The organism is Actinomadura fibrosa, assembly GCF_900659615.1.
GTDB classification, from domain to species: Bacteria; Actinomycetota; Actinomycetes; order Streptosporangiales; family Streptosporangiaceae; genus Spirillospora; species Spirillospora fibrosa.
The window spans coordinates 1-23,066 of sequence record NZ_CAACUY010000034.1 but is presented as its reverse complement, the minus strand read 5'-3'; the positions used below and the strand labels follow the sequence as shown (position 1 = coordinate 23,066).

General features: G+C 73.1%; 22 protein-coding genes and 2 pseudogenes. 9 read left to right on the top strand and 15 right to left on the bottom strand.

The features are described 5' to 3' along the window. Window positions 1-51 precede the first annotated feature (51 nt). The 5 genes and pseudogenes from E1300_RS14900 (at window position 52) to E1300_RS14880 (ending at window position 3,329) form a co-directional block, all read left to right on the top strand. On the top strand, window positions 52-783 hold the full coding sequence (locus E1300_RS14900; protein ID WP_207399730.1) for a chemotaxis protein CheB: 732 nt from the start codon (window positions 52-54) through the stop codon (window positions 781-783). Beyond that, window positions 759-1,331, top strand: coding sequence for a PAS domain-containing protein (locus E1300_RS14895; protein WP_165502841.1), 573 nt, complete (start codon window positions 759-761; stop codon window positions 1,329-1,331). Before E1300_RS14900 ends, E1300_RS14895 begins: the two co-directional genes overlap by 25 nt. Window positions 1,332-1,339: 8 nt before the next feature. After that, window positions 1,340-1,801: pseudogene (locus tag E1300_RS53935) on the top strand (histidine kinase dimerization/phospho-acceptor domain-containing protein); the annotation flags it as partial. Between the two features lie 106 nt (window positions 1,802-1,907). Next, window positions 1,908-2,021, top strand: a pseudogene (locus tag E1300_RS53930) (two-component sensor histidine kinase); the annotation flags it as partial. Window positions 2,022-2,057: 36 nt separating this feature from the next. After that, on the top strand, window positions 2,058-3,329 hold the full coding sequence (locus tag E1300_RS14880) for a response regulator (protein WP_207399729.1): 1,272 nt from the start codon (window positions 2,058-2,060) through the stop codon (window positions 3,327-3,329). On the opposite strand, the gene E1300_RS14875 is transcribed toward E1300_RS14880, so the two are convergent. Then, a complete protein-coding gene (locus E1300_RS14875; protein WP_131757584.1) occupies window positions 3,232-4,461 on the bottom strand; it encodes a hypothetical protein in 1,230 nt (409 codons plus the stop codon). The two genes, E1300_RS14880 and E1300_RS14875, sit on opposite strands and share 98 nt — an antisense overlap. A gap of 151 nt (window positions 4,462-4,612) precedes the next feature. Here E1300_RS14875 and E1300_RS14870 point away from each other — a divergent pair, with 151 nt between their 5' ends. Beyond that, on the top strand, window positions 4,613-5,794 hold the full coding sequence (locus E1300_RS14870; RefSeq protein ID WP_131757583.1) for a DegT/DnrJ/EryC1/StrS family aminotransferase: 1,182 nt from the start codon (window positions 4,613-4,615) through the stop codon (window positions 5,792-5,794). Between the two features lie 408 nt (window positions 5,795-6,202). On the opposite strand, the gene E1300_RS14865 is transcribed toward E1300_RS14870, so the two are convergent. Both E1300_RS14865 and E1300_RS14860 read right to left on the bottom strand, forming a co-directional pair. Then, on the bottom strand, window positions 6,203-7,165 hold the full coding sequence (locus E1300_RS14865) for a dihydrodipicolinate synthase family protein (protein ID WP_131757582.1): 963 nt from the start codon (window positions 7,163-7,165) through the stop codon (window positions 6,203-6,205). 20 nt (window positions 7,166-7,185) lie between these two features. Next, window positions 7,186-8,301, bottom strand: a complete 1,116-nt coding sequence (locus E1300_RS14860; protein ID WP_207399728.1) for a mandelate racemase/muconate lactonizing enzyme family protein — start codon at window positions 8,299-8,301, stop codon at window positions 7,186-7,188. A gap of 110 nt (window positions 8,302-8,411) precedes the next feature. Here E1300_RS14860 and E1300_RS14855 point away from each other — a divergent pair, with 110 nt between their 5' ends. Further along, complete coding sequence (locus tag E1300_RS14855) at window positions 8,412-9,383, top strand: LLM class flavin-dependent oxidoreductase (RefSeq protein WP_131757581.1); 972 nt, start codon at window positions 8,412-8,414, stop codon at window positions 9,381-9,383. Window positions 9,384-9,423: 40 nt separating this feature from the next. Here the strand turns inward: E1300_RS14855 and E1300_RS50055 are convergent, their stop codons facing one another. From E1300_RS50055 to E1300_RS14815, 8 genes are all read right to left on the bottom strand, one after another. Beyond that, window positions 9,424-9,591, bottom strand: a complete 168-nt coding sequence (locus E1300_RS50055) for a hypothetical protein (RefSeq protein WP_165502840.1) — start codon at window positions 9,589-9,591, stop codon at window positions 9,424-9,426. Continuing rightward, a complete protein-coding gene (locus tag E1300_RS14845; protein ID WP_131757580.1) occupies window positions 9,588-10,364 on the bottom strand; it encodes an amidohydrolase family protein in 777 nt (258 codons plus the stop codon). Before E1300_RS14845 ends, E1300_RS50055 begins: the two co-directional genes overlap by 4 nt. Next, window positions 10,361-11,056, bottom strand: a complete 696-nt coding sequence (locus tag E1300_RS14840) for an amidohydrolase family protein (RefSeq protein ID WP_131757579.1) — start codon at window positions 11,054-11,056, stop codon at window positions 10,361-10,363. Before E1300_RS14840 ends, E1300_RS14845 begins: the two co-directional genes overlap by 4 nt. A 7-nt stretch (window positions 11,057-11,063) precedes the next feature. After that, a complete protein-coding gene (locus tag E1300_RS14835) occupies window positions 11,064-11,894 on the bottom strand; it encodes a carbohydrate ABC transporter permease (protein ID WP_131757578.1) in 831 nt (276 codons plus the stop codon). Window positions 11,895-11,899: 5 nt separating this feature from the next. Continuing rightward, window positions 11,900-12,871: a carbohydrate ABC transporter permease gene (locus E1300_RS14830; RefSeq protein WP_131757614.1), complete on the bottom strand. Its 972-nt coding sequence runs from the start codon at window positions 12,869-12,871 to the stop codon at window positions 11,900-11,902. An 85-nt stretch (window positions 12,872-12,956) separates the two neighbouring features. Then, window positions 12,957-14,216: an ABC transporter substrate-binding protein gene (locus E1300_RS14825; RefSeq protein ID WP_131757577.1), complete on the bottom strand. Its 1,260-nt coding sequence runs from the start codon at window positions 14,214-14,216 to the stop codon at window positions 12,957-12,959. Window positions 14,217-14,914: 698 nt separating this feature from the next. Continuing rightward, complete coding sequence (locus tag E1300_RS14820; RefSeq protein WP_131757576.1) at window positions 14,915-15,700, bottom strand: amidohydrolase family protein; 786 nt, start codon at window positions 15,698-15,700, stop codon at window positions 14,915-14,917. Further along, window positions 15,697-16,464 (bottom strand): amidohydrolase family protein, encoded by a 768-nt coding sequence (locus tag E1300_RS14815; protein WP_131757575.1) that lies wholly within the window; start codon window positions 16,462-16,464, stop codon window positions 15,697-15,699. Before E1300_RS14815 ends, E1300_RS14820 begins: the two co-directional genes overlap by 4 nt. Before the next feature lie 133 nt (window positions 16,465-16,597). Here E1300_RS14815 and E1300_RS14810 point away from each other — a divergent pair, with 133 nt between their 5' ends. Next, window positions 16,598-18,607 (top strand): outer membrane protein assembly factor BamB family protein, encoded by a 2,010-nt coding sequence (locus E1300_RS14810; protein ID WP_131757574.1) that lies wholly within the window; start codon window positions 16,598-16,600, stop codon window positions 18,605-18,607. On the opposite strand, the gene E1300_RS14805 is transcribed toward E1300_RS14810, so the two are convergent. The 4 genes from E1300_RS14805 to E1300_RS14790 all read right to left on the bottom strand — a co-directional run bounded on the left by E1300_RS14805 (window position 18,597) and on the right by E1300_RS14790 (window position 22,275). After that, window positions 18,597-20,531, bottom strand: coding sequence for a hypothetical protein (locus E1300_RS14805; protein ID WP_207399727.1), 1,935 nt, complete (start codon window positions 20,529-20,531; stop codon window positions 18,597-18,599). The genes E1300_RS14810 and E1300_RS14805 overlap by 11 nt on opposite strands. Before the next feature lie 119 nt (window positions 20,532-20,650). Continuing rightward, window positions 20,651-21,463, bottom strand: coding sequence for a class I SAM-dependent methyltransferase (locus E1300_RS14800; RefSeq protein WP_131757573.1), 813 nt, complete (start codon window positions 21,461-21,463; stop codon window positions 20,651-20,653). Window positions 21,464-21,472: 9 nt separating this feature from the next. Then, entirely contained in the window at window positions 21,473-21,928 is a 456-nt protein-coding gene (locus E1300_RS14795; protein ID WP_131757572.1) for a GbsR/MarR family transcriptional regulator, read from the bottom strand. A 41-nt stretch (window positions 21,929-21,969) separates the two neighbouring features. Further along, window positions 21,970-22,275: a hypothetical protein gene (locus E1300_RS14790; RefSeq protein WP_131757571.1), complete on the bottom strand. Its 306-nt coding sequence runs from the start codon at window positions 22,273-22,275 to the stop codon at window positions 21,970-21,972. Between the two features lie 260 nt (window positions 22,276-22,535). Between E1300_RS14790 and E1300_RS14785 the strand changes: the two genes are divergently transcribed. Then, the coding region (locus tag E1300_RS14785; RefSeq protein WP_131757570.1) for an NAD-dependent epimerase/dehydratase family protein at window positions 22,536-23,066 on the top strand (531 nt) is incomplete at its 3' end.

Genomic DNA, 23,066 nt, shown 5'->3' with positions numbered 1-23,066 from the left:
GGCGTCGATAGTGGGTGGGTGCCGGGTCCGCGGCAGGCGTCGGATTTCGAGGTGGTCGCTCTGGTGGCGTCCGCCGGGGGGCTCGACGCGTTGTCGGCGGTGCTGCGGGACCTGCCGGTGGATCTGCCGGCGGCGATGATCGTGCAGCAGCATCTGGGCGGCCGGGGCAGCACGCTGCCCAGAATCCTGGAGAGGCGCACCCGGCACCGGGTGGGGTGGGCGGCCGACGGCGCGCCGCTGACGCCGGGGCGGGTGAGCGTCTGCCCGCCGCACCGGCAACTGGAGGTCCTGCCCGACGGGACGTGCTCGCTGCGTCCGCTGGCGCCGCTGGACCAGCGGCCGCGGCCGCACGACACCCTGCTGACCTCGCTGGCGGACTCCTTCGGGTCGCGTGCCGTGGCCGTGGTGCTCAGCGGGTCCGGGAGCGACGCGGCGGCGGGCGTGGCCGCGCTGAAGGCCCGCGGCGGCCTGGTCGTCGCCCAGAGCGAGGACAGCGCGGAGTACCCGTCGATGCCGATGGCCGCCGCGGCGGCCGGCGCCGATCTGGTGCTGCCGCTGCACGAGATCGCCGGCGTGCTCGGCGACATCACCGCCGGCGCCCCGTACCGCGGCCGGACGACGAGCGCGACACGAACCGGGCGACGTTCGGCGATGCGGGCGAGGTGGCCGCCGCCGCGCAGCGGATCGACTGCTCCGCGACACCGTTCGGCCGGGTGCACACCTGGCCGGCGTACCTGCGCGCGGTGGTGCGCCTCGCGATGGACGCACCCGAGCCGGCGATGATCCTGTGGGGGCCCGACGGGCTGATGCTGGTGAACGAGGCGGCGCTTCCGCTCCTGCCCCGCGCGCCGCTGGAGGTTCTGGCGCGCCGCCACGCGGAGGTGTACCCCGGGACGCAGCCGCAGGTCGAGCCGTTGCGGCAGCGCGCGCTCACCGGAGAAGCGGTGCGGGTCAAGCGGTTCCCGCACCGGCTGATGCGCGGCGGGGAACTCCGAGACGCCTGGTGGGACTTCGAGTTCCGCCCCGTCCGCGACCTGGACGGGCGGGTCGTCGGAGTCCTCAACCTCTTCGGCGAGCGCACCGGGGAGGTGCTGGCCGCACGTCGGCAGCGCACGGTCAACCGGCTGGCGTCCGCCCCCGTGGTGAGTGGGCGGCGTGCGGGCTGCAGCAGGCGCTCGCCGGCCTGCGCGAAGCGGAGGACGTGCCGTTCGCGATCGGCTACCTGCTGGAGGGGGAGCGGGCGAACCTCGCGGGCGCGGTCGGCGTGGCCGAAGGCAGCGCACTCGCCCCCCGGAGCCTGTGCCTTTCCCCCGACGGGACTTGGCCCCTGACCCAGGTCATGGACGGCCGGCGGCCGATCGTGCTGAAGGGCCTGGACACGCGGTTCCGCGGCCAGGGCGTCGGGTCCGAGCCGGTGACGGTGCGGTCCGCCGTGCTGTACCCGTTGCGCGACCAGCCGGACGGCGACACCGACGGCGGCGCCAACGGCAGGGTGTTCGGTGTGCTCGTCCTCGGCGCCGACCCGCGTTCGCCGCTGGACCACGACTACCGCGCCTTCCTCTCACTCGCCGCCGAGACCATCAACGCCGGATTGGCCGAGGCGCAAGCGCATCATCGCGTGCAGGAGAAGGTGAAGCGGCTCACCGAGCTCGACCGCGCGAGAACCGAGTTCTTCTGCGACGTCTCGCACGAGTTCCGGACGCCGCTGACGCTGATGCTCGGCCCGCTGGAGCAGTTGCAGCGGCACCCCGACCGGCCCGCCGGCGAGCACCTGACCGACGTGGACCTGATCGACCGCAACACCCGGCGGCTGCTGCGGCTGGTGGACACGCTGCTGGACTTCTCCCAGCTCGAAACCGGCCGGATGCGCGCGCGGTTCGCCCCGACCGACCTGGCCGGCCGACGAACTGCCCCGCCTGTTCCAGCGTTTCCACCGCGTCCGCGACGCCCGCGGACGCACCCACGAGGGCACCGGGATCGGGCTGGCGCTGGCCCACGAACTCGTCCGCATCCACAACGGCCGCATCCGCGTCACCAGCCAGGTCGGCGAGGGCAGCGTGCTCACGGTATGGGTCCCGCGCGGCGCCCGTCCCCGCATCCAGGACGCCGCCACCCGTCCGGCCGACCGGGCCGCCCCCGCCCGGAACCTGGCGGCGGCGATGGCCGGCGAGGCCGCCCGCTGGAACGGCGCCTCGCACCACCGCCACCGCCCGGGCAGTCCCACCGGCACCGCCGGGCCCGGCGCGGCCGGCTCCGGCGCGTCCGAGTTCGACGCGGCCGAGGTCGGCGCGTCCGAGACCGGCGCGTCCGAGTTCGGCGCGTCCGAAACCGGCGCGTCCGAGTTCGGCGCGTCCGAGTTCGGCGCGTCCGAGACCGGCGGGCAGCTGCCGCCGCGGGCTCCGGGAGCCCGCGTCCTGGTCGTCGACGACGACCAGGACATGCGCGACTACCTGACCCGCCTCCTCGCCCCGACCTGGCGCGTGACCACCGCGAGCGACGGAGCCCAAGCCCTGGCGCTGGCCCGCCACGAGCGGCCGGACCTGGTGCTCGCGGACGTGATGATGCCCGGCCTGGACGGCTTCGCGCTGCTGCGCACCGTCCGCTCCGTCCCCGACCTGGCCGCGCTGCCGGTCATCCTGCTCACCGCCCGCGCGGGCGAGGCGACCGCCGTCGAAGGGCTGCTCGCCGGCGCCGACGACTACATCGTCAAACCGTTCTCGGCCCGCGAACTGGTGGCGCGCGTCGGCGCGCGGCTCGAACTCTCCCGGATCCGCCAGGTCAACCAGGACCGGCTGAGCCGCTTCCTGGAGACCGAGAACGTCGGGATGCCGTACTTCGACCAGACCGGCACCATCGTGGACGCCAACCAGATGTTCCTGCGGATGACCGGCTACACCCGCGACCAGGTCGACACCCGTGCCCTGAACTGGCGCGCCATGACCCCACCGGACTGGATCCCACAAGCGAAGCGCAACTGGAGGTCCTCGAAGCCACCGGCCGGATCGGCCCCTACGAGAAGCAGTACATCCTCGCCGACGGTACCCGCCGCTGGATGCTATTCGTCGGCCGCGCCCTCCCCGACGACGGCATCTGCGAATACTGCATCGACATCACCCACCTCAAAGACGCCCGAGACGCCCCACACCCGCCCACCCTGGCGCCGCACCACCCTCCGGCACCCGGCAACCGATAAGTGGCGGCGCGCGGCGGCGGGCCGCCGGTGGGGCGCGGTCAGAGGTTCACGTGGTAGACGGTCGGGGGGCGGCCCGTGCGGCCCCGCTGCTGGCTGCCGGTCGGCCTGGCGATCCCGGCTCGCTCCAGGCGCTTGAGGACGCGCCGCGCGGTGCGCTGCTGGACGTCCAGGTGCACGGCGACGTCGTGCGTGGTCAGGCCGTCCGGCCGGGCGGCGACCAGCTCGCGCAGCCGCACCAGCGTCTGCGCGTTGAGGCCGACGCGGCGCGCCAGCAGCGGCAGGCTCTCGGCCGCGCGCTCGGCCGGGGGCTCGCCGCCGTCGGCGGGTTCGATCACGATGTCGACGTCGTCGGCCATCGCGACGACGCCCACCGAGGCGCCGGCCGCCCCGGCCCGGCCGAGGGCCCGCTTGGCCAGGGACTCCGCCTCCGCCGCCGTCCGGCCGATGCCGAAGCCGATGTGCACGGTCGGGTGCCGCGCGGCGAGGCGGTCGAGCAGCGGCAACCGGGTGAACTCCTCGGTGGCCTGCTCCAGGAGGCCGCGCGTGGTCACCATCAGGTGGCGCCCGCCGGGCAGCGGCGCCAGGCTGCCGCCCAGCGTCACCGCGTCCGCCGCCAGGGTGTCGTCCGGGCCGGGAAGCTCGATCAGGCCCAGCGCGACCTGGGCGTCGCCGACCTGCTGCCCGACCGCGGTCAGGATGAGGGCCTGGATGGTGGAGCGGATCGAGAACCGCGACGGGGCGAGCCGCACGGTGTGCATCTGGGGCTCCAGCACGTTGTAGGCGGAGCCCAGGCAGGTGATGGCCACCCGGGTGTCGTGCCGGTCGCGCGCGGTCCGGTGGAAGGCGACGATGTCCTCGGACGTGAGGCCGGGCTTGTAGGGCAGCACCTGGACCTGGTCGGTCGGCAGCTTGGCCTCGGTGAGGGTCTCCAGCACTTCGGCGCGGCGGAGCGTGTCCACCGAGACGCGCGTCACGTCGTGGCCGAGGCGCAGGAGCTCGACCAGCGCCCGCAGCAGGGTCGCGCCGTCGTAGGAGACGTACATCGAGGGCCGCGTCACCACGCCCGCGGCCATGGCCGTCGTGTAGGGGACGACACCGGTGAACAGGAACGCGTCGATCTCCTCGGGGGCCGCCGCGACGACCTCCACGGCCTCGCCCTCGTGCCGGTAGGCGAGGCCGGACATGACGGCGCCGCCCATCTCGGTGCCCACCGCGACGGCGCGGTGGACGAGGTCTTCGGGACCCACGACCCCGATGGTGATGGGCACTCTCTGCTCCTCTATTTAGGTCCAGCCCTCAACCGGCTAGGTTAGTGCACCGTCCTCGGGAATCGTTACCTCCCACGCCTGCGCTCTTGACGCAGTTCCTGGCGTGAAATAACTTTCGGTCAAGACCGAAAATACCGAAGGCAGGAGAGGTATGGGCGCGGACGGCGGACGGTTCCCCGATGTGCTGGCGCCGAGCGGCCGGACGCTCGGAGCCGAGGAGCGCCAGGCGGTGCTGCGCGTCCTGGACAGTGCCGTGCTGTGCAGCACCTTCGGCACCGAGGCACGCGCCCTGGAGGCCGAGATGGCCGCGCTGTACGGCCGCCGCGCGGCGGTCGCGTCGAGTTCGGGCACGGCGGCGCTGCACCTCGCCGTCGCGGCGGTGCGCCTCGACCCCGGCGACGAGGTCATCACCACCCCCATCTCCGACTTCGGGACCGTCGCGCCGATCCTCGCGCAGAACGGGGTCCCCGTCTTCGCCGACGTCGATCCCGCCACCGGCAACCTGGACCCCGCCGCGGTCGAGGCGGCGGTCACCCCGCGCACCCGGGCGATCATCGCGGTGCACCTCTTCGGCGCGCCCGCCGACCTCGCGGGGCTCCGCGCGGTCGCCGACCGGCACGGCCTGATCCTCATCGAGGACTGCGCCCAGGCCTGGCTCGGCACCACCCCCGGAGGCGATCTGCTCGGCACGGTCGGCGAGATCGCGTGCTTCAGCCTCCAGCAGTACAAGCACATCACCGCAGGTGACGGCGGTCTGTGCTGCACCGATGACGACGAGCTGGCCCGCCGCATGCGGCTGTTCATGGACAAGGGCTGGGACCGGACGCTCGGCCGGCGGCACCTGTCGCTCGGCCTCAACTACCGCATGACCGAGCTCGTGGCCGCGGTGGCCCGCGCCCAGCTCGCCAAGGCCGCCGGGGTCGTCGCCCGCCGCGCGGAGAGCGCCGGGCGGCTCCTGGACTCGCTCCGGGACCTGACCGGAATCGGCCTTCCCGATCCGGCGGGGCACGCCTGGTGGCTGTTCCCGTTCACGGTGCCGGACGATCCGGGCAACCGCGCCTGGGCGGAGGCGCTCGCCGCGGAGGGCGTCCCGGCGGTCGCCGGGTATCTGGAGCGCCCCCTGTACGCCAACCCGGCGCTCGCGGACGAGCCCGTCTACGGCGCCTCGCGCTTCCCGCTGGAGGGCCGCTCGTATCCGGCCGGGCTCTGCCCGAACGCGGAGCGCCTCATCGACCGGACGCTGGTCATCCTGCACTGGAACGAGGGCTACACGCCCGACCACGTTGAGACCATCGCCCGCGCGATGCGCCACGTACACGGCAAGCTCGCGTAAGAGGCGGGCCCGTCCGCCGACTCCACGAGAACGACCGCCACGCCCCCGCCGCCCCCACCCCCGACCTCCCGCCCCCGCCACTCGGCCGCCCGGCGGGAGACGGGCCGGGAGGCGCTCACACCGCCCCCCCGCCGCTCGCCGCGCCGTCCCGGCCGCCCCGCCACCCGACCGCTCCGCCACCCGACCGCCTGGTCGTCCTGCTGCCCAGCCGCCCCGCTGCCCGGCCGTCCCGGCGGGAGACGGGCGGGAGGGCGCTCACCGCACCCCCCGCTGTTCGCCGCGCCCCCCGGCCGGTCGCCGCGCCTGCTCGCCGCTCGCGGTGCCGCGCGCGGCCGGTCGCTGCTGTTCGTCGCCCACCCCGTCGCTCGCCGCGGATCCGCCGGTTGTTTTCGCCGCGGAACTGGCTGGTCAGTGCGCGGCGGTGGTGCGCAGGTCCTCTAGGCAGGCGATTACCCGGTCGCGTTCTGAGGGCGGCAGCGCGGGACCGTACGGGTCGTGCGCCGCGGCCTCGGGGACGAGTCCCTCCCAGACGGCCGCCCACAGCATGCGTTGCACGTATCCCTCGATCGGCGCGTAGAACGTCGCCGCCGCGAACCGGTCGAGCCGGTCGGAGGCCTCGACGAACGCCGCGTGGTCGCGTGCCGTCCAGGCGCGCAGCACGCGTGCGCTCAGCTCGGCCTGCGCCGCGGCGATGCCGACGAGCGCGGTGTCGGCGCCCCACATGAACGAAGGGCCGTACATGCGGTCCTCGCCGGTGATGGAGAGCTTGCCGGTGCCGCGGCCGGCCCAGATCGCCTCCTGGCATCCGATGGCGCTGTCGAGCGTCGCCGTCTTCACGCCGAGCATCGCGGGGAGCGCCAGGAGGTCGCGGATCAACGCGGGCGGGTACGGGTAGCCGCCCGCCTCCGCGTGCAGGTAGAACCCGACGAGCGGCAGCCCGCTCTCGGCGGCCACCCGCTGGTGCAGTTGCACGGTCCGGTCGTGCCCGTCGGGCTCCTCGCGGAGCGCGGCCAGCGGGTAGACCATCACGGCGTCCGCACCGAGCTCCGCCGCCCGCACCGCCATCGCCACCGTCGCGTCCGACGCCGCGGCCAGGGTCGGGGCGGAGACCGAGCGCGGAACGCCGACGCCCGCCACGATCGGCTTCGCGGTGGCCAGCCGCCACGTCGTCAGCACCCGGTCGCGGTCGCCGGCGGAGAGGTGGAGCCCGCGCCCGGTGTGGGCCCACACGGCCACGCCGCCGATCGGCCCGGCGGCGATCCGGTCGGCGTACGCCGCGAGGGCGTCGTAGTCCACGACGCCCCGCCGGTCCATCGGGGTCACCACGGCGGGCAGGAGGGTGCCGCGCAGCCGGTCGACCAGTGGGTGCATCGTCGGGTCTCCGTTCCGGGTCACAGGTCGTGGCCGAGGCCGGGGGCGGTCGGGACGTCCACCCATCCGTCGGCGGCGGCGAACGCCGAGGGCGCGAGCGGTTCGTCCCGCACCAGCAGCGGCCCCACCAGGTCCGCGGGCACGGTCGCGCCCGGCAGCGCGGCGGCCAGGTGCAGCGCGGCCAGCGTCGCCACGCCCAGCTCCGGCATGGAGCCGACCTTGACCGCCAGCCCGGCCGCCTCCGCGATGGCCGCGATCCGCAGCGCGGGGTGCAGCCCGCCCACCTTGAGGATCTTGATGTTGAGCACGTCGGCCGCGCCGCGCCGGACGATCTCCAGCGCGTCCTGCGGCGACCGCATGCTCTCGTCCGCCATCACCGGGACGTCCAGGCGCTCGCGGAGCCGGGCGAGCCCGTCGAGGTCCCAGTGCGGCAGCGGCTGCTCCAGCAGGGAGAGCCCGGCGTCGGCCATCCTGGCCAGCACGGGCAGCGCCGAGAGGTCGTAGCCCTCGTTGGCGTCCAGGCACAGCTCGGCGTCGGCGGGCAGGACGGTCCGGACGGCGCGCACGAGGTCGAGGTCGCGCTCGGGGTCGTGACCGCCCTTGACCTTGATGTGCCGGAATCCGCGCCCGGCGTAGTCCGCGGCCTCCGCCGCCATCTCGTCCGGTGTGCCGAGCCCGACCACCCAGGCGATCGGGACGCGGTCGCGCACCCGGCCGCCGAGCAGCGCGGTGACCGGCCATCCGGCGAGCCGCCCGGCCAGGTCGTGCAGCGCGATGTCGAGGGCGGCCTTGGCGACGTGCTGGCCGCGCAGCGCGACGTCCATCGCGACGTGCGCGCCGGCCCGGTCGAGGGGGTCGAGGCCGATCAGGGCGGGGCCGAGGTGCTCCTCGACGGCCGCGGTGACGCCGGCGAGGGTCTCGCCCGTGTAGGCGGTCATCGGCGAGGTCTCGCCGACGCCGATCGCTCCGTCCGCCGTCTCCACCTCCGCGACCAGGCTGATCAGCTCCGTGCTGACGCCGCTGCTGATCTGGAACGGGCGGCGGTAGGGGGCCCGGACGACGCACGTGCGGATCGTGGCGATCGGGCCCCCGGTCGCGGGCGGGCGCTCGCCGGGCCGGGGGAGGGCGACGCTCAAGGCTGACTCCTCTGCTGGGGTCGCAATGAGAGGGCAAATGATTTACGGTCTAGACCGTAAGTAGCGTGCTCGGCTGATGTCAATGCCACCGACGACTGGAGGACGGCCCCATGCGCCTCGGCCTGTATCTGAACCTGTACGGCGACGCGGCGGACCGCCCGTCCCTGGACGACGCCGTCGAGCAGGCGCGGCTCGCCGAACAGGCCGGCTTCGCGTGGGTCGTGCTGGGCGAGCGCCACCTGCACCGGCCCGGCTACCACGAGATCCTCACCTCGCTGACCTGGATCGCGGCGCGCACCGAGCGCATCGGGCTGGCCACCGCCGGGATCGTCGCGCCGTTCTACCACCCGGTCGTGCTGGCCCAGACGCTCGCGCACATCGACGTGCTGTCGGGCGGCCGGCTGACGGCCGGGTTCGTGCTCGGCTACCGGCCCGAGGAGTTCGCCCTCTTCGGCGTCCCGCAGCGCGAGCGGGTCGCCCGGTTCGAGGAGTGCCTGGGGCTCCTCACCCGGCTGTGGACAGAGGACGAGGTCACGTTCAAGGGGAGGTTCACGCAGGTCGAGGAGGCGTTCCTGGCCCCGCGTGCCGTTCAGGCGCCGCGCCCCAGGCTCTGGAACGGCGGCCGGGTCCCGGCCGTGCTGGAGCGGACGGCGCGCATGTGCGACGGCTGGACGACCTCGTTCAACGAGCTCGACTCCGACCTCCCCGGGAAGATCGAGGAGTACCGCGCGTACGAGCGGGGCCCCGGCACGCTCGGCGCCGAGGTCATCGTCTGCCGCGAGGGCTACTGCGCGCCGACGTCGCAGGAGGCGCGCGAGGCGCTGGAGGCTCCGCTCCGCGACCTGTACGAGGCCTACACGGGCTGGAAGCGCACCTCCGCGGACGCGGGCCGCTACGCGCAGGGCTGGGACGAGATCGCCGCGCGGAGCGTGATCGGCTCGCCGGGCCAGTGCGCGGAGCGGCTGGAGCGCTACGCGGCGATGGGCGCCGACGGGGTCGTGCTCCGCGTCCAGCCGCCCGGGATGCCGCAGGCGGACGCCCTCCGCGCCATCGAGGCTTTCGGTCACGTCATTTCCGGCTGAGTCCGAAACCCGTGCCTGCGCTCGGCCTCGGCGGCCCCGATCACCTCGTCGCCGGGGCCGCCCACGCTGGGGCCGCCCACGCCGGGGCCGCCCACGCCGGGGCCGCCCACGCCGGGGCCGCCCACGCCGGGGCGCGCAGTGCCAGGAAGAGGCCGACCGTGCCGTTCACCGTGCGGGCGGGGGTGCCGCCGTCGAGGGGCGGCCTCATCGTGCTCCTTCCAGGAGCCTGGTCATTGTGCCGAAGAGGAGCCGGTCCCGGTCGGCCGGGTCGAGCGGTGCCAGCACCACGCGTCCGAGGCCGACGCGCAGGTCGAGGAAGAGCGCGTCCGAGCCGAACACCATGCGGTCCGCGCCGACGTCCGCCACCAGCCGCGCCAGATGCCGGGCGGTCATCCGCGAGCCGCAGGTCTCCAGCACCACGTTCGGGCACCGCTGCGCGACGTCCGCCGCTGCGGCGAAGCCGGAGGGCCACAGCCCGGCGTGGCCCATCAGCAGCGGGACGGCCGGGTGCCGTCCGGCGACGGTCGCGAAGCGGGCCGGGTCGGACCAGGGCGAGCCGTGCTCGCCGTGCGACAGCACGATCGCGCCGGTCGCGGCGGCGGCGGCGAAGGCGGGCTCGTAGCCGGGGCCGTCGAGCGGGTGCCGATGCGTGTCCGGATGCAGCTTCACCCCGATCATGCCGGGCTCGCCGAGGAGGTCGCGCACCCGGCCGGGGGCCTCCGGGTCGTGCGGATCGTAGACGGCGTAACCGAGGAACCGGCCGGGCCACCGAGCGAGTTCCGCGAGCAGGAGGGCGTTGCCCGCGCGGGCGTCCGGACCGACGCCCAGCAGATGCGACACGCACATCGCGGCCACCCCGCAACGGTCCATCAGCGCGACCAGGCTCTCGGCCGAGGTGTCGGCGATGGCGAAACCGGACCAGCCGCCGAGGTGGCCGTGGGCGTCGACGACCCTGCCGCGCCAGGCGTCCGGGTCGTTCACCGGCCGTCCCGGCCGGGCCCGAGCAGGGCACGCGCGTTGCCGCCGGCGATCAGCGCGACGTCGGCGCCGGGCAGGTCGAGATGGTCCAGCTGGAAGCGCGGCCCGGCGTCGTCGCCGACCGGCGCGCCCGTGCCGAACCATACGCGGTGCGCGCCGTAGCGGCGGGCCAGCCATTCGACGCTCCGGTGCCCGTTCAGCGTCGCGGTGTCGACGCCGATCGCGGGGTGGGCGTCCATCAGGTCGGCCAGCTCGCGCAGGCTCCGGTAGCCGGTGTCGATGAGGACGAGGCGCAGCCGGGGGTACCGCGTCGCGAGGTGGTGGATCTCCTCGAATGTCGCCGAACCCCAGCCCAGCAGCACCGCCGTGCCCTGGTCGGACAGGTCGCCGGCCAGCGCCAGTCCGTGCGGGCCGGTGAGCGCGAAGCGGTGCTCGGCCGGGCAGAGCCGCACCAGCCGCGCCGGGACGGCGCCGGTGCCGAGCGGTCCCGGCACCAGGACCGGCACCCTCACGAGCCGGTCGGACACCGTCCGCGGCGGGTCGGACGTCGGGTCGTGGAACAGCGCGTGGGAATGCACGACGCAGGCCAGGTCGATGCGGAGCCGGTCGAGTTCGGCGAGCAGGCCCTGCTCGTCCGCGCTCGCCACGTCGTCCTCGGGGATCGGGCCGAGCACCCGGTCGATGTCGATGACCACGGGCCGGTCAGCCCTTGAGGCCCGTCATCGCGATGCTGTCGGTGAGGTAGCGCTGGAGCAGGCCGAAGACCAGGAGGCTCGGCACCACCGTGATGGTCGCGCCCGCCATGACCTGGTTGATCGGCACGTCCTCGCTCTGCAGCGTCGCCAGCCCGACGGTGAGCGTCTGCATCTCGCCGGACTGCCCGATGACCAGCGGCCACAGGAAGTCGTTCCAGTGCCAGAGGAAGACGAAGACGCCCAGGGTGGCGAGCGCCGGCCGCACCAGCGGCAGGACGATCGTGGTGAAGATCCGCCACTCCGAGGCGCCGTCCATCTCGGCGGCCTCGAAGAGCTCGTCCGGGAGCTGGACGATGAACTGCCGCATCAGGAAGATCGCCTGCACGTTGGCGAGCGTCGGCACGATCATGCCCCAGTAGGTGTCCACGCCGCCCAGCCGCGAGACCAGGATGTAGGACGGGATGAGCGTGGCCTGGAACGGCACCATCAGCGTCGCGAGCAGCGCCCAGAAGACCGCGTCGCGCCCCGGGAAGCGCTTCTTGGCGAACGCGTAGCCCGCCATGGCCGCGAACAGGAGGACCAGCACGACCGATACGAACGAGAAGACCAGCGAGTTGAACGTCCAGCGCAGGACGTCGGAGCCGGACAGCACGCGCTCGAAGTTCGCCAGGGTGAGCCGGTCCGGCAGCAGCGCGTCCGGGAAGGTCTGCCCGCTCTCCGGGGCGAACGCGACGAGCACCATGGCCGCGAACGGGGCGATGGTGACGATCGCGGTGAGCACCAGCAGGACCGGCAGCGTGAGCCGTCCGGCGCGGGCCGCAGTGCGGGATGCCGCCATGGCGGTCAGTCCTCCTTGCCGAGGAACCGGCGCTGGACGAGGGAGACGCCCAGCACGAAGACGAAGATCACCAGCCCGATCGCGCTCGCGTAGCCGAAGTCGAAGAACTTGAAGCCCGAGTCGTAGAGCATGTAGACGAGGGAGTAGCTGGAGCGGACGGGTCCGCCGCCGGTCATCACGTACATCGCGTCGAAGACCTGGAACGCGCTGATGGTCTCGATCACCAGCACGAAGAACAGCACCGGCCGCAGCAGCGGAAGGGTGATGTGCCGGAACCGCTGCCACGGCCCGGCCCCGTCGATCATGGCTGCCTCGGTGTAGGAGCGCGGGATCGCCTGGAGCCCGGCGAGCAGGATCAGCATCGAGTAGCCGAAGCCCTTCCACGCCGAGGTGAGCGCGATCGAGGGGAGCACCAGCCCGCCGCTGCCGAGGAAGTCGACCGGGCCGAGCGAGGCGAGCCCGAGGAGCCCGTTGAGCAGCCCGTCCTCGGCGTCGTAGATCCACTTCCAGATCACGGCGGCGAGGACGATGCTGGTCACGTACGGCAGGAAGAAGATCCCCCGGAACAGGCCGCGCCGCCAGACCACCTGGTGCAGCATCGCCGCGGTGGCGAGCGACAGCAGCACGGTCAGCGGCACGAAGATCACCACGTACAGCAGCGTGACCGTGAGGCTGTCGCGGAACAGCTCGTCGCCGCCGAGCCGGGTGTAGTTCTCGGCCCCGACGAACGTCCACTCGCCGTTCAGGCGGTAGTCGGTCAGCGACAGGAAGACCGCCCCGAGCACCGGCCCGAACCGGAACACCGCGAACAGCAGGAGCATCGGGGCCGCGAAGAGGAGCCCGGCCCGGGCCTGGCGGCGCCGGCGGGCCCGCCCGCCACTGCCCCCGCCCCCGCCGGGTTGGGGCGGGCCGCCGGCTGCCGGGCCCTTCTCGGCGTCGCCGCCGGGGGGAGGGGCCACGGCGGCCGCGCTGGACATGGGCACAGACGCCTCCACGAGTCCGTGGCCCGGGCGGACGCCGCCGCCCGGACCTGGCCGTTCGTTCGCGTTCATCGTCGGTCGGCTACCGCTGCCTCGACAGCAGGTCGTCCGCCTGCTTCGCGGCGTCCTCCAATGCCTGCTTCGGCGTCTTCTTGCCGGTGAGCGCCGCCTGGATCTCGGTGCGCAGCAGCGCCATGACCTGCCGTGCCGCCGGGTTGGCGTCCCCGGGGTAGGTGTATCGCAGGGCCTCGGCGAACTTGGCGGCGCGCGGGTTGGGCGGCGGGACCTTCACGTCGGTGCGCGGCGACAGGAAGCCGGACGCGGTGCCGAGGCTGGTGATCTGCTTGGGGTCGATCATGAATTTGAGGAACTTCTCGGCCGCCGCGGTGTGCTTGGACCTGGCGTTGACGGCCAGGCCGCCGGGGATGCCGAAGCCGACGCGCTTGCGGCCCTCCAGCGGCAGGCCGACGATGACGTTCTCCTCGCCCCAGGTCTTCGCGGCGATCTCGGCGTCCGCCGGCACGTTCATCAGCCCGGCGGCGACCTGCTGCTTGCCGAGCGCCTGGTCGGCGACCACGTTCTTGTTGGTCAGCGCGCTCTTCGGCACCGCGCCCTCCTTGTAGAGGCCGGTGAGGAACGTGAGCGCCTCCAGCCCCTCGGGGCTGTCGAAGGCCGCCTTCTTGCCGTCCGGGGTGAAGACGCTGCCGCCCGCCTGCCACAGCAGCGGGTAGAAGTTCATGTTGAGCGAGGCCTCGGAGGACGCCGAGTAGTCGAGGGTGGCGTAGCCCTTGGCCTTGAGCTTGGGCGCGGCGGCCCTGACCTCGTCCCAGGTCTGCGGCGGCGTGCTGATGCCCGCCTTGGCCAGCAGCTTCTTGTTGAAGATCATGCTGGTCACGGTGTGGTAGATGGGGACGGCGTAGAGCTTGCCGTCCACGCTCAGGGCGCTGAGCGCGTTGGGCAGGAAGGCGCTCTTCGTGGCGGCCACCGTGCCGTCGACCGGCTTGAGCGTGCCGTTGGCGACGTACTGGGGGACCTGGTCGGGGTTGAGCAGGACGACGTCGGGGCCCTTGCCGCCGGACAGCGCGGTGGCGACCTTGGTGTCGCGCCCGTCCCACGGCTGGAGCTCGATCTTGAGGTCGGTGCCGGAGTGGGCGGCCTCGAAGTCCGTCTCGATCTTCTTCCAGTAGGCGTTGTTCGCCTGGACGTCGGTGATGACCGGATACATCCAGAGGGTCAGCGACGCGCCGGAGCCCTCGGAGCCGCCGCCGCAGGCGGCGGTGAGCCCGGTGGCCAGCGTGAGCAGGGTGATCGACGCCGTGAGCCGGCTGCGACTGATCTTCATCGGAACGGGACCCCTTAGTTCGAGGAGACGCGTGGGGGCAGGGGGCGGAACGAGGAACAATAACGGTCTAGGCCGAAAGTAGCCGCGGCGGATTTCGGGTGTCAATGCCTGGGCGTGATGTGGATCATCTCCGCCCCGCCGGCGGAGCCCGTTGGTCACCGCCGCGCACCGTGCCCGGCCGGTACCGGCGGACCACCGGTGCTGCCGATCGCGGCCTGACCGGGGACGGAACATCCGATCCCGCTGTCGTCCGGACACGTGTCGGCCACCGCGTGAACCGCGTCGATGTCGCCTCCCGTGCCGGCGGCACCGCCCACCGGCCGCGAATCGAGTCGTCCGGCGCGGGATCGGGGCCGTGAAAGGGCATGTTGGGAGCACCCCACGGCTTTCGGTCAGGCCCGATGACAACCGAGCCACCCACAGCCCCAACACGCCAACACGGGTCCGGCATGCCGACGCAGGCCCCGGCATGCCGACGCAGGGGTCCGGCACGCCGACGCAGCCCGGCACGCCGACGCAGGCCCGGCGCGCCGACGCGGGGTCCGGCATGCCGACGCGGGTCCGGCGCGCCGACCGTAGCCCGCGGCGGGGCCGGAGAAGCCCGCCGACCCGGAGCCGCGGCGGGGCCGGATGACCCCGCTGGCCTGGAGTTGCGGCGGAGGCGGAGGGGCCCGTCGGCCTGGAGTTGCGGCGGAGCTTTAGGGCAGGCGTGGGGGGAGAGGTTCCGGTTCACCCTGGACGCCGTCCGTGTTCCGGGATCGGGGCGAGGGCAGGCCGAACAGTTCGGCGGCGTTGCGCCAGGCGACCTGTTCGGCGATCTCGTCCGAGAGGCCGGCGGCCGCGACGGCGCCGAACGCCGAAGCCGGGTCGATGAGCGTCGCATCGGTGCCGAAGAGCAGCTGCCGGGGCGCGACGGCCGCGGCCACCTCGGCGAACCGTCCGGCCGGGGCCTGCGACCAGCACGGTTCGAGGTAGACCCGGTCGCAGCCGTTCGCCGCCTCGATCGCGTGCCGGTACCCGTCCGCGCCCATGTGGCCGGCGATGACCTTCAGGCCGGGGGTCTGCTCGCAGAGCGCGGCGAGATCGAGCACCGACGTCCCCCACGTGTGGACGAGCGCCGGGCAGCCGTGCGAGGCGAGCAGGGCGAGGGCGTCGCGCATCTGCGGCGAGGACACCGGGGACCCGGTGTAGTCGGTGTGGATCTTGGCGCCGACGAACCGTCCGGTGGGCAGGTAGGCGGCGAGGTCCCGCTCGGCGTCGGCGAGCCGCCGGGGGTTGACCGTCACGTACCCGTAGAGCCGGTCGGTCGTCTCCAGCACCTCCGCCAGCGCGCGGTTGCCGTGCGGCGCGTCGTAGATGACGGCCTCGGTCGCCGACACGATCGCGAGGTCGATCCCGTAGCGGTCCATGGTCCGCAGGCTCAGGCGGGTCACGTCCATGGTGAAGAACCACGGGCCCCAGTGGGCGTGCACGTCGATGATCATGAGGCGGCTCCGGGATCGAGCCCGAGGAGGCGGCGGGCGGTGCCTCCCGCGACGGCGGCGACGCCGGCGGGGTCGAGCCCGCCGGTGGCCAGGCGCAGCAGCGGCACGACCGTCTCGGTGTGCGGCGTGCGCGAGCCGAACACCAGCCGGTCGGGGCCCAGGTGCGCGGCCGCGGTCTCCAGCGCGTCGGGGGAGTTGAGGAGGCGGGTCGAGGTGTGGAAACCGGGCTCGTCGGCCGCCGCCACCAGGAAGTCGCCCAGGTGGTAGAAGTGCGTGTCGAGGAAGACGACGGTGGCCCCGAGCCCTCCGAACGGCCGCCAGAAGCGCCGCACGTCACCGCCCGTGAGGACGACGAGCCCGTGCCCGGCGGCGCGCTTGGCGACGTGCCGCACGGACGGGAAGTCGGCCTCGACGTGCTGCTCGTCCGGGAACAGCCGCACCGCCCGCACCGACAGGGCGGCCAGCCGGTCGATCTCCGCCGCGGCGCCGATCGGGTCGCGCAGGTCGACGGCGCCGACCGGTACCACCTCGGGACGCTCGGCCGCCAGGGCGAGGACCTCGTCGTTGCCCGAGGCCATGTCGAACAGCGCGGCGCGCAGGCTCGCCACCGCCGCGCCCGTGATCCGGTGCGCGGCGAGCGCGCCGAGGACCGCCTCGGGGGTCCCGGGCGGACCGTCCCGATCCGGATGGGCGCCGATGAGGACGTCGAGATCGAGCGTGACGGTGAGCCCGCCGATCAAGCGTTCCGTCGAGAATGCCGTCATCGGACCCCTCTCTTGCCGATATCGGTCAAGACCCTAAGCCGGTCCCTGGCCGGGAGCAAGAGCGGGGAACCGTTGACTAGCACGGCCGTCGCTGATTACGGTCCAGGCCATAAGTCTACTGAGGAGGTACGGCATGCACCCAAGCCGTTCCCGCCGCCGGGCCCGGGCCGTGATCGTCTCTGCCCTCCTGGCCGCAACCGCGATCCCACCGGCCCCCGGGGCCCTCGCGGCGACCGCCTCGCCGGCGTCCTGCGCGGCGCCGGGCTACCAGACGTTCGGCCCCGCGTCCCTGACCGGCGCGATCGTCGGGGCGACGGTGCACGACGGCAAGGCGTACGTCGTCACCCGGGGCCTCAAGCCGCCGCTGCTCGCCGAGATCGACCTCGCCACGAACAAGGTCGTCCGCGAGGTCCGGCTGCCCGACGCGCCCGCCGCCGGCGAGGCCGAGGGGGCCTGGGCCACCACCGTGTCCGGCGGCAAGATCTACATCGGCACCTACCCGGTGCCCGACCTCTACAGCTTCGACCCGGCGACGGGCGAGGTGCAGCACCTGCGCTCGTTCGGCCGCAACGGCGGGTTCGTCTGGAGCCTCGCCACCGCGCCCGACGGCACGCTCTACGCGGGCACCTACCCCGACGGCAGGGTCTGGGAGTACGTGCCCTCGACCGGGGCCGTGCGCGACTTCGGCGTGCTCGCCGCCGGTGAACGCTACGTCCGGGCCGTCGCGGCGGACGCCGACAACGTCTACGCCGGGCTGCTCGACAAGGGGAAGCTGATGGCCATCCGGCGGTCGGACGGCGCCGTCCGGCAACTCGCGCAGGGCCCCGCCGGGATCGGCGCCGTGGCCGAGCACGGCGACCGCGTGCTCGCCGCGAGCGGCACCACCCTCCTCGACGTGCGCAAGGACGGCACCGACCCGCGGTCGGTCGACCTCGGCGGCGTCACCCTCGACACCATCGCCTTCGGGGCCGACGGCACGGCCTACCTGGCGTCCCGGCCCAACGGCACCGTCTACCGCTACCGCACCGGCGACAGCGCGCCCACCGAGCTCGGCACGCCGCGGCTCGGGGAGGAGACGCGCCGGCTGGTACCGGACGGCGACCGGCTCACCGGGTTCTCCGGCAGCGGCGGCATGTGGACGATGGACCTCACCACGAAGGCCGTCACCTACACCGACCTCATCGAGGCCGGCCTGACGACCGGCTCGGAGCGGCCCCAGTCGATCTTGCTCGACCACGGCCGCCGCGCGCTCTACATCGGCGGGCACTACGCGGTGACCGTACGGGACCTGAGCACGGGAGCGCAGCGGCGGCTGTGGGTGCCGGGCGAGCCGAAGGCGATGGTCCGGCGCGGCGACAAGGTGTACGCCGCGATCTACCCGAGCGGGCAGATCATCGAGCTGGACCCGGGCACCGGCCGGATCCGGAGCCTCGGCTACCTCGGCCAGGGGCAGCAGCGCCCGTGGGACCTGGAGTACGACCCCCGCACCGACAAGCTGCTCGTCGCGACCGCGCCGCTCGGCGCCAACCTCAAGGGCGCGCTGTCGGTGGTCGACCCCGACACCGGCGACAAGCAGGTGTACGTCGACGTCATCCCCGACCAGAGCCTGATGAGCCTCTCGCTCGACTCCGCCAACGGCGTCGTCTACCTGGGCGGGGACGTGCTCGGCGGCGGGGGCACGCCCCCCACCAAGACGTCCGCGTCGGTCGCCGCGTTCGACCTCGCCACCCGCAAGGTCCTCTGGCAGGTCGACCCCGTCCAGGGCTACCGGACGTTCCAGGACATCAAGGTGCACAACGGCGTGCTGTACGGGGTCTACAAGCGCAACGCGAGCTGGTTCGCGATGGACCTCGCCACCCGGACGATCACGCACCAGGGCGCCCTGCCCGGGTACGGCGAGATCGAAGTGCACCGCGGCCGGGTGTTCGCCTCCACCTACTTCGGCGGCGGCAACGTCTACGCGCTGCACACCGAGGCCAAGCTCCTCGCGACCGGGCTCGGCGACGAGTGGTACACCAACCCGCAGCTGGCCTTCGAGCCCGGTTCGTGGAACGCCTGGGCCCTGATCGGCCGCGACCTGGCCCGGATCAGGCTCGATCCCCGGTGCCCGGCGCTGACGGTCCCCGCCGCGGTCACCCCGTGATCGCGATGCGCACCAGCGCGCGGCCCTTCACCCCGTAGAGCGCGCGGCGCGAGGGGTCGAGGGCGAGCTTGGGCTCGCCGCCGAACCACTCGCCCGCCAGCCCGCCGGCGATGACCCTGACGGTGAGAGCGGCCAGGTCGATCTTGTAGACGGCCTGGCCGTCCGTCGTGTAGGCGCTGCGTCCCACGATGTGCAGGTCGGAACCGCGCGCGCCGACCTGCACCGTGCGGGTCACCGTCCGCCGACGCAGGTCGAACTCGAAGAGCACCCCGGTGTCGGTGACGCCGTAGACGGCCCGCTCGGTGTGCGCGATCCCGGGGACGACCTTCGCCCCCGGCACCGGCTCCACCTGCCAGAGCAGGCTGCGGCGCCGCAGGTCGTACGCGGCGAGGCGCGCGGTCGTCGTCACGGGCGGCAGGCCGAGCCCCTCCTGGACGTTGGTGCCGATGTAGGCGACGCCCCGCCGGCACGTCACCGCGTAGAGGCTCTGCCGCTCGACCACCGGCCGGTGCGTCTCGAACCGTCCGGTGCGCGGCGAGTAGAGCGACAGCGCGCCGTTGACATGCCCCGGCTCCGGCTGCGTCGTCATCGCGATCAGGCCCGTCGCCGGGTCGTACGCGAGGTCGCGCGGCCGGTCCTGCTGGTTGCCCGTCCTGGCCAGCAGCGTCGCCTCGGCGTCGCCCGGCCGGTGCGAGTAGAGCAGCCCCTGGGTGTAGACGCCGAGGTAGGTGCGGTCGCGCACGGTCAGCGCGGTCTTCGGCTCCCCGGGGATGCCGAGCCGCGTGCGGGTCCCGGTGGCGAGGTCGTGGATGTCGGCGCCGCCCTTGCCGCCCACATAGACCCGCCTGCCGTCGGAATGCACCGACATCGGCTGCTCCGGCGCCGCCCTGAACCCGCGCTGGACGAGGTTGACGTAGTCGAGCGCCTTGGTGGCGGGGTCGAACACGAAGACGGCGCCGTCCTGCACCCCGTACACCTTCCCTTCGTGCGCGAGCAGCCGGTGCGTGGCGGCCTCCGGCTGCGCGACGCCGAGCGTCTCCACCTCGCCGCCGTCGAGCGCGCACCGGTAGAGCGCGCCGGAGGGGCGCCCGGTGAAGTAGACGTAGCCGTCGTGGAGGAGCACGGAGGGGACGTACTTCTCGGACGTGGTGATGATGCGGTGGTCGGCGGGGTCGCTCTTGGACATCACCAGGACCTCGCCGTTGGACGAGATGCCGCCCGCGATGTGCGTCCCGGAGACGTCGAGGCTGGCCACGAAGTCGCGTCCCACGAGCGAGGCCGGGAGGATGTCACGCTTGGCGCCGGTGGCGCGGTCGATCGTCACGAGGTGGGCGTGCGCGCCGACGCCCGCGTAGATCGTGGTCTCGTCGGCGGCGATGCTGCGCACGTACGCCTCGCCCTCGACCGTGACGCCGAGGTCGCGGCTGGCGCCGCTCGCCGGGTCGTACTCCACCACGCGGCCCGGCTCGGAGATGGCCAGGAAGACCTTGCCGTCGGGGGACGCGGCGAGGTTCCAGATGAAGTGGTAGGAGTACGCGCCGACCTTGGTCGCCGAGCCGGTCAGGGTGTCGAGGCGGTAGAGGTCGGACTGGCTGTGCGTCCCCACGTAGACGTCGGTGCCGACCTTGCACATGGCCCAGACGCCGATGCCGGTCGGGATGTCGACGTGGGCGGTGACGGCGTCCTCGGCCAGGTCGTAGGCCCCGACGACGTTGGGGGACAGCCCCCGGGTGCCCGCGTAGAGGACCCCGTCCACGAACTCGCCGTTGCCGAGCGGGGTGGTGACGCTGGCCGGGCCGAGCTCGGTGACGGTCCCCTCCGCCTCGCGCGGAGGACGTTCCGTGGCGCTCGCGAGGCCGGGGGACAGGAGGGGCATACCGCCCGCGACGGCAACCGTCTGGAGGAACTGGCGACGCTGGATCACGAGGAGACCCTTTCGGTCAAGACCGGATGTGATCCTGACACTAGCGCCCGTCCTCCTTTCGGTCAGGACCCAAATTCCGCCTCCTCCCGCCCTCTCCCTAGGGAGGCGTCCGCCCGGACTCAGAACCGGTAGCGGAGAATGCGTGCCCCTTGCCGAGACAAGGCCGTGCTGCGGGCGGTGAGACGGGTCAGCGCGCGCAGGGGCTGCGGGAACCGGGCTACTTCCGGTGCGCGGGTGAGGATCTGCTCCTCGATCAGTTCGAGGCCGGCGTCCCAGGACTCCGGTTCGCGTGGGTCGTCGAAACCTTGGGCGGCCTTGATGCCGAGCGCCTTGATGGTCGGGTGGTACTTCATGGCCCAGGCGGCGAAGCGGGTGTAGCCGTTGAGCGCGAGTTCGCCCGAAGGGAGATGCCCTGTCAGGGCGCGGATCATCGCCTGGAAGGAGTCTCCGGGCATGAAGGGGAGCAGCCCCTCGGCGACGATCATCGCCGGCCGGTCCCCGGGGATGGCCGCGAGCCAGTCGGAGCTGGTGAGGTCGGCTCCGACCAGGTGGGAACGGCCGGGCAGGCATTCGGCCCTCAGGTCCACCACTTCGGGGAAGTCGATGTCGTACCAGTCGACGCCGGGCGGCGGATCACAGCGGTACATCCTGGTGTCCAGGCCGCAGCCCAGGTCGAGCACCACGCATCCGGGGTGAGCGGCGGTGTAGGCGCGGACGACATCGTCGAGCCTCTTGGCGCGCAGCGCGGTGGTGAGGACGAGACTGGGCTTGACCTTCAGCTTGCCGAAGTCGTAATCGATCTTGCCGGCCAGGTCGGCGGAGAGCGTGTCGCCGAGGATCGGGCTGGGCAGCCCGGCGTCCAGGGCTCTGGCGTGGAGCGTGAGCAGCAGCGTCTCCTGGATCAGTCCGAGCTTGGGTTGCCAGCGGGGCATGGGGATTCCTTAACGGCGTAGCGGATGACGGGCCGCGAGGTTCTGCAGCCATGTCAGGGAGTCTTGGGCGGCCTTGATGCGCTCGGTGCGGTGCCTCTCGCCGCCCGCGATCGTGAGTCCTTCGTCGGCGATCTCGCCGAACGCGCTCAGGCCTTCGAGCTTGCGCTGGATGACCTTCTGCCAGGCGTCGTCCTCGATGCGGTAGTAGGAGACGCGATCGCCGGGCCTTCGCACCTTCTTGACCAGGCCGATGGCGGTCAGGAACCGCATGTTCGAGGTGAGCGAGGCCCGGCTGGCCTGGATGACCTCCGCGATCTGCCCGGCGGACTGCTCGGCCGGATCGCAGATCATGAGCCAGCCGAGGATGCGTCCGGTGATGGGCGGCAGGCCCCACTCCTCGACGCAGAAGGCGGCCACCCGCTCCACCCAGCGGACCAGCCGGTCCTGCTGCTCCTCAGTGCTCATCGTCGCACCCTCCGTTGCTGATCGCGTGCCGGTTCACTGTGTCATGGCGGCCACCGGGTCACGGGTGGGTGTCGTGGTGATGCCCGGAAGCCGGACGTGCTGTCTCCCTCCGGTGTCAGGTGCGGCACGCGAGCGCTCTGCTCGCCTTCGCGGTGCTGCCAGTCCTGCTGCGGATGGTCGCGCAGCGCATGGACACCAGCACGGCCCCGGAGGCGTTCCATGCACCGCCATGCGTTCCACACGCGAGGCCTCCGCACGCTGTGCCCGAGGATCGCGTTGCCCGCCTCGGGCAGGTAGAGATCACCGGCGCAGCGGGTGTCGAGGCTGTTGGGGGTCACGTGTTCCACGGCTCACTTCGTAGTGGGCTGGCTAGTAGTTTCAACTATGACTGAAACAACTAGCTACTACAACCCTGCACCCGTCCGCGCCGATCTCCGTCGCCGAGTGGCCGGGACGCTCGAACGCGCGACTGGGGGCAGGGGGCCGCGGCCGACCACGGGGAGCCGCTGCTGGTGGTGTGAGGTGGATCACGTCCGGGTTCTGTCAGCAATCGGCGGGCTCTTCGGTTCAAGTGGCGAGATCGAACCGGAGAGGAAGGGAGCCGACGATGCGGGTTCTGGTGGCAGGGGCGACCGGGGCGATGGGCAAGGAGCTGCTGCCGCGTCTGGTGGAGGCCGGGCATGAGGTGTTCGCGATGGTGCGCAGCGATGCCGGCAAGGCCCGGGCGGCGCAGTGGGGTGCGGTGCCGGTGATCGCCGATGCGCTGGATCGGGCTCAGGTCGAGGCGGCGGTGCGTGAGGCGGCTCCCGAGGTGATCGTCAACCAGCTGACCGCGATCGGGCACATCGACACCCGGCATTTCGCGCGCAGCTTCGCCGCGACCGACCGGTTGCGGATCGAGGGCACCGACAACCTGCTGGCGGCCGCGCGGACCCACGGGGTGCGGCGGTTCGTCGCGCAGAGCAACGGCGCGTTCACCTACGGCCGCACCGGTGGGCCGGTCAAGAGCGAGGAGGACCCCCTGGACCCCGCGCCGGTCGCGCCGATGGCGGCGATGATCGCCGCGGTCGGGCATCTGGAGAAGGCGGTGCTGGGTGCGGGGTGGATCGAGGGGATCGTGCTGCGCTACGGCGCGTTC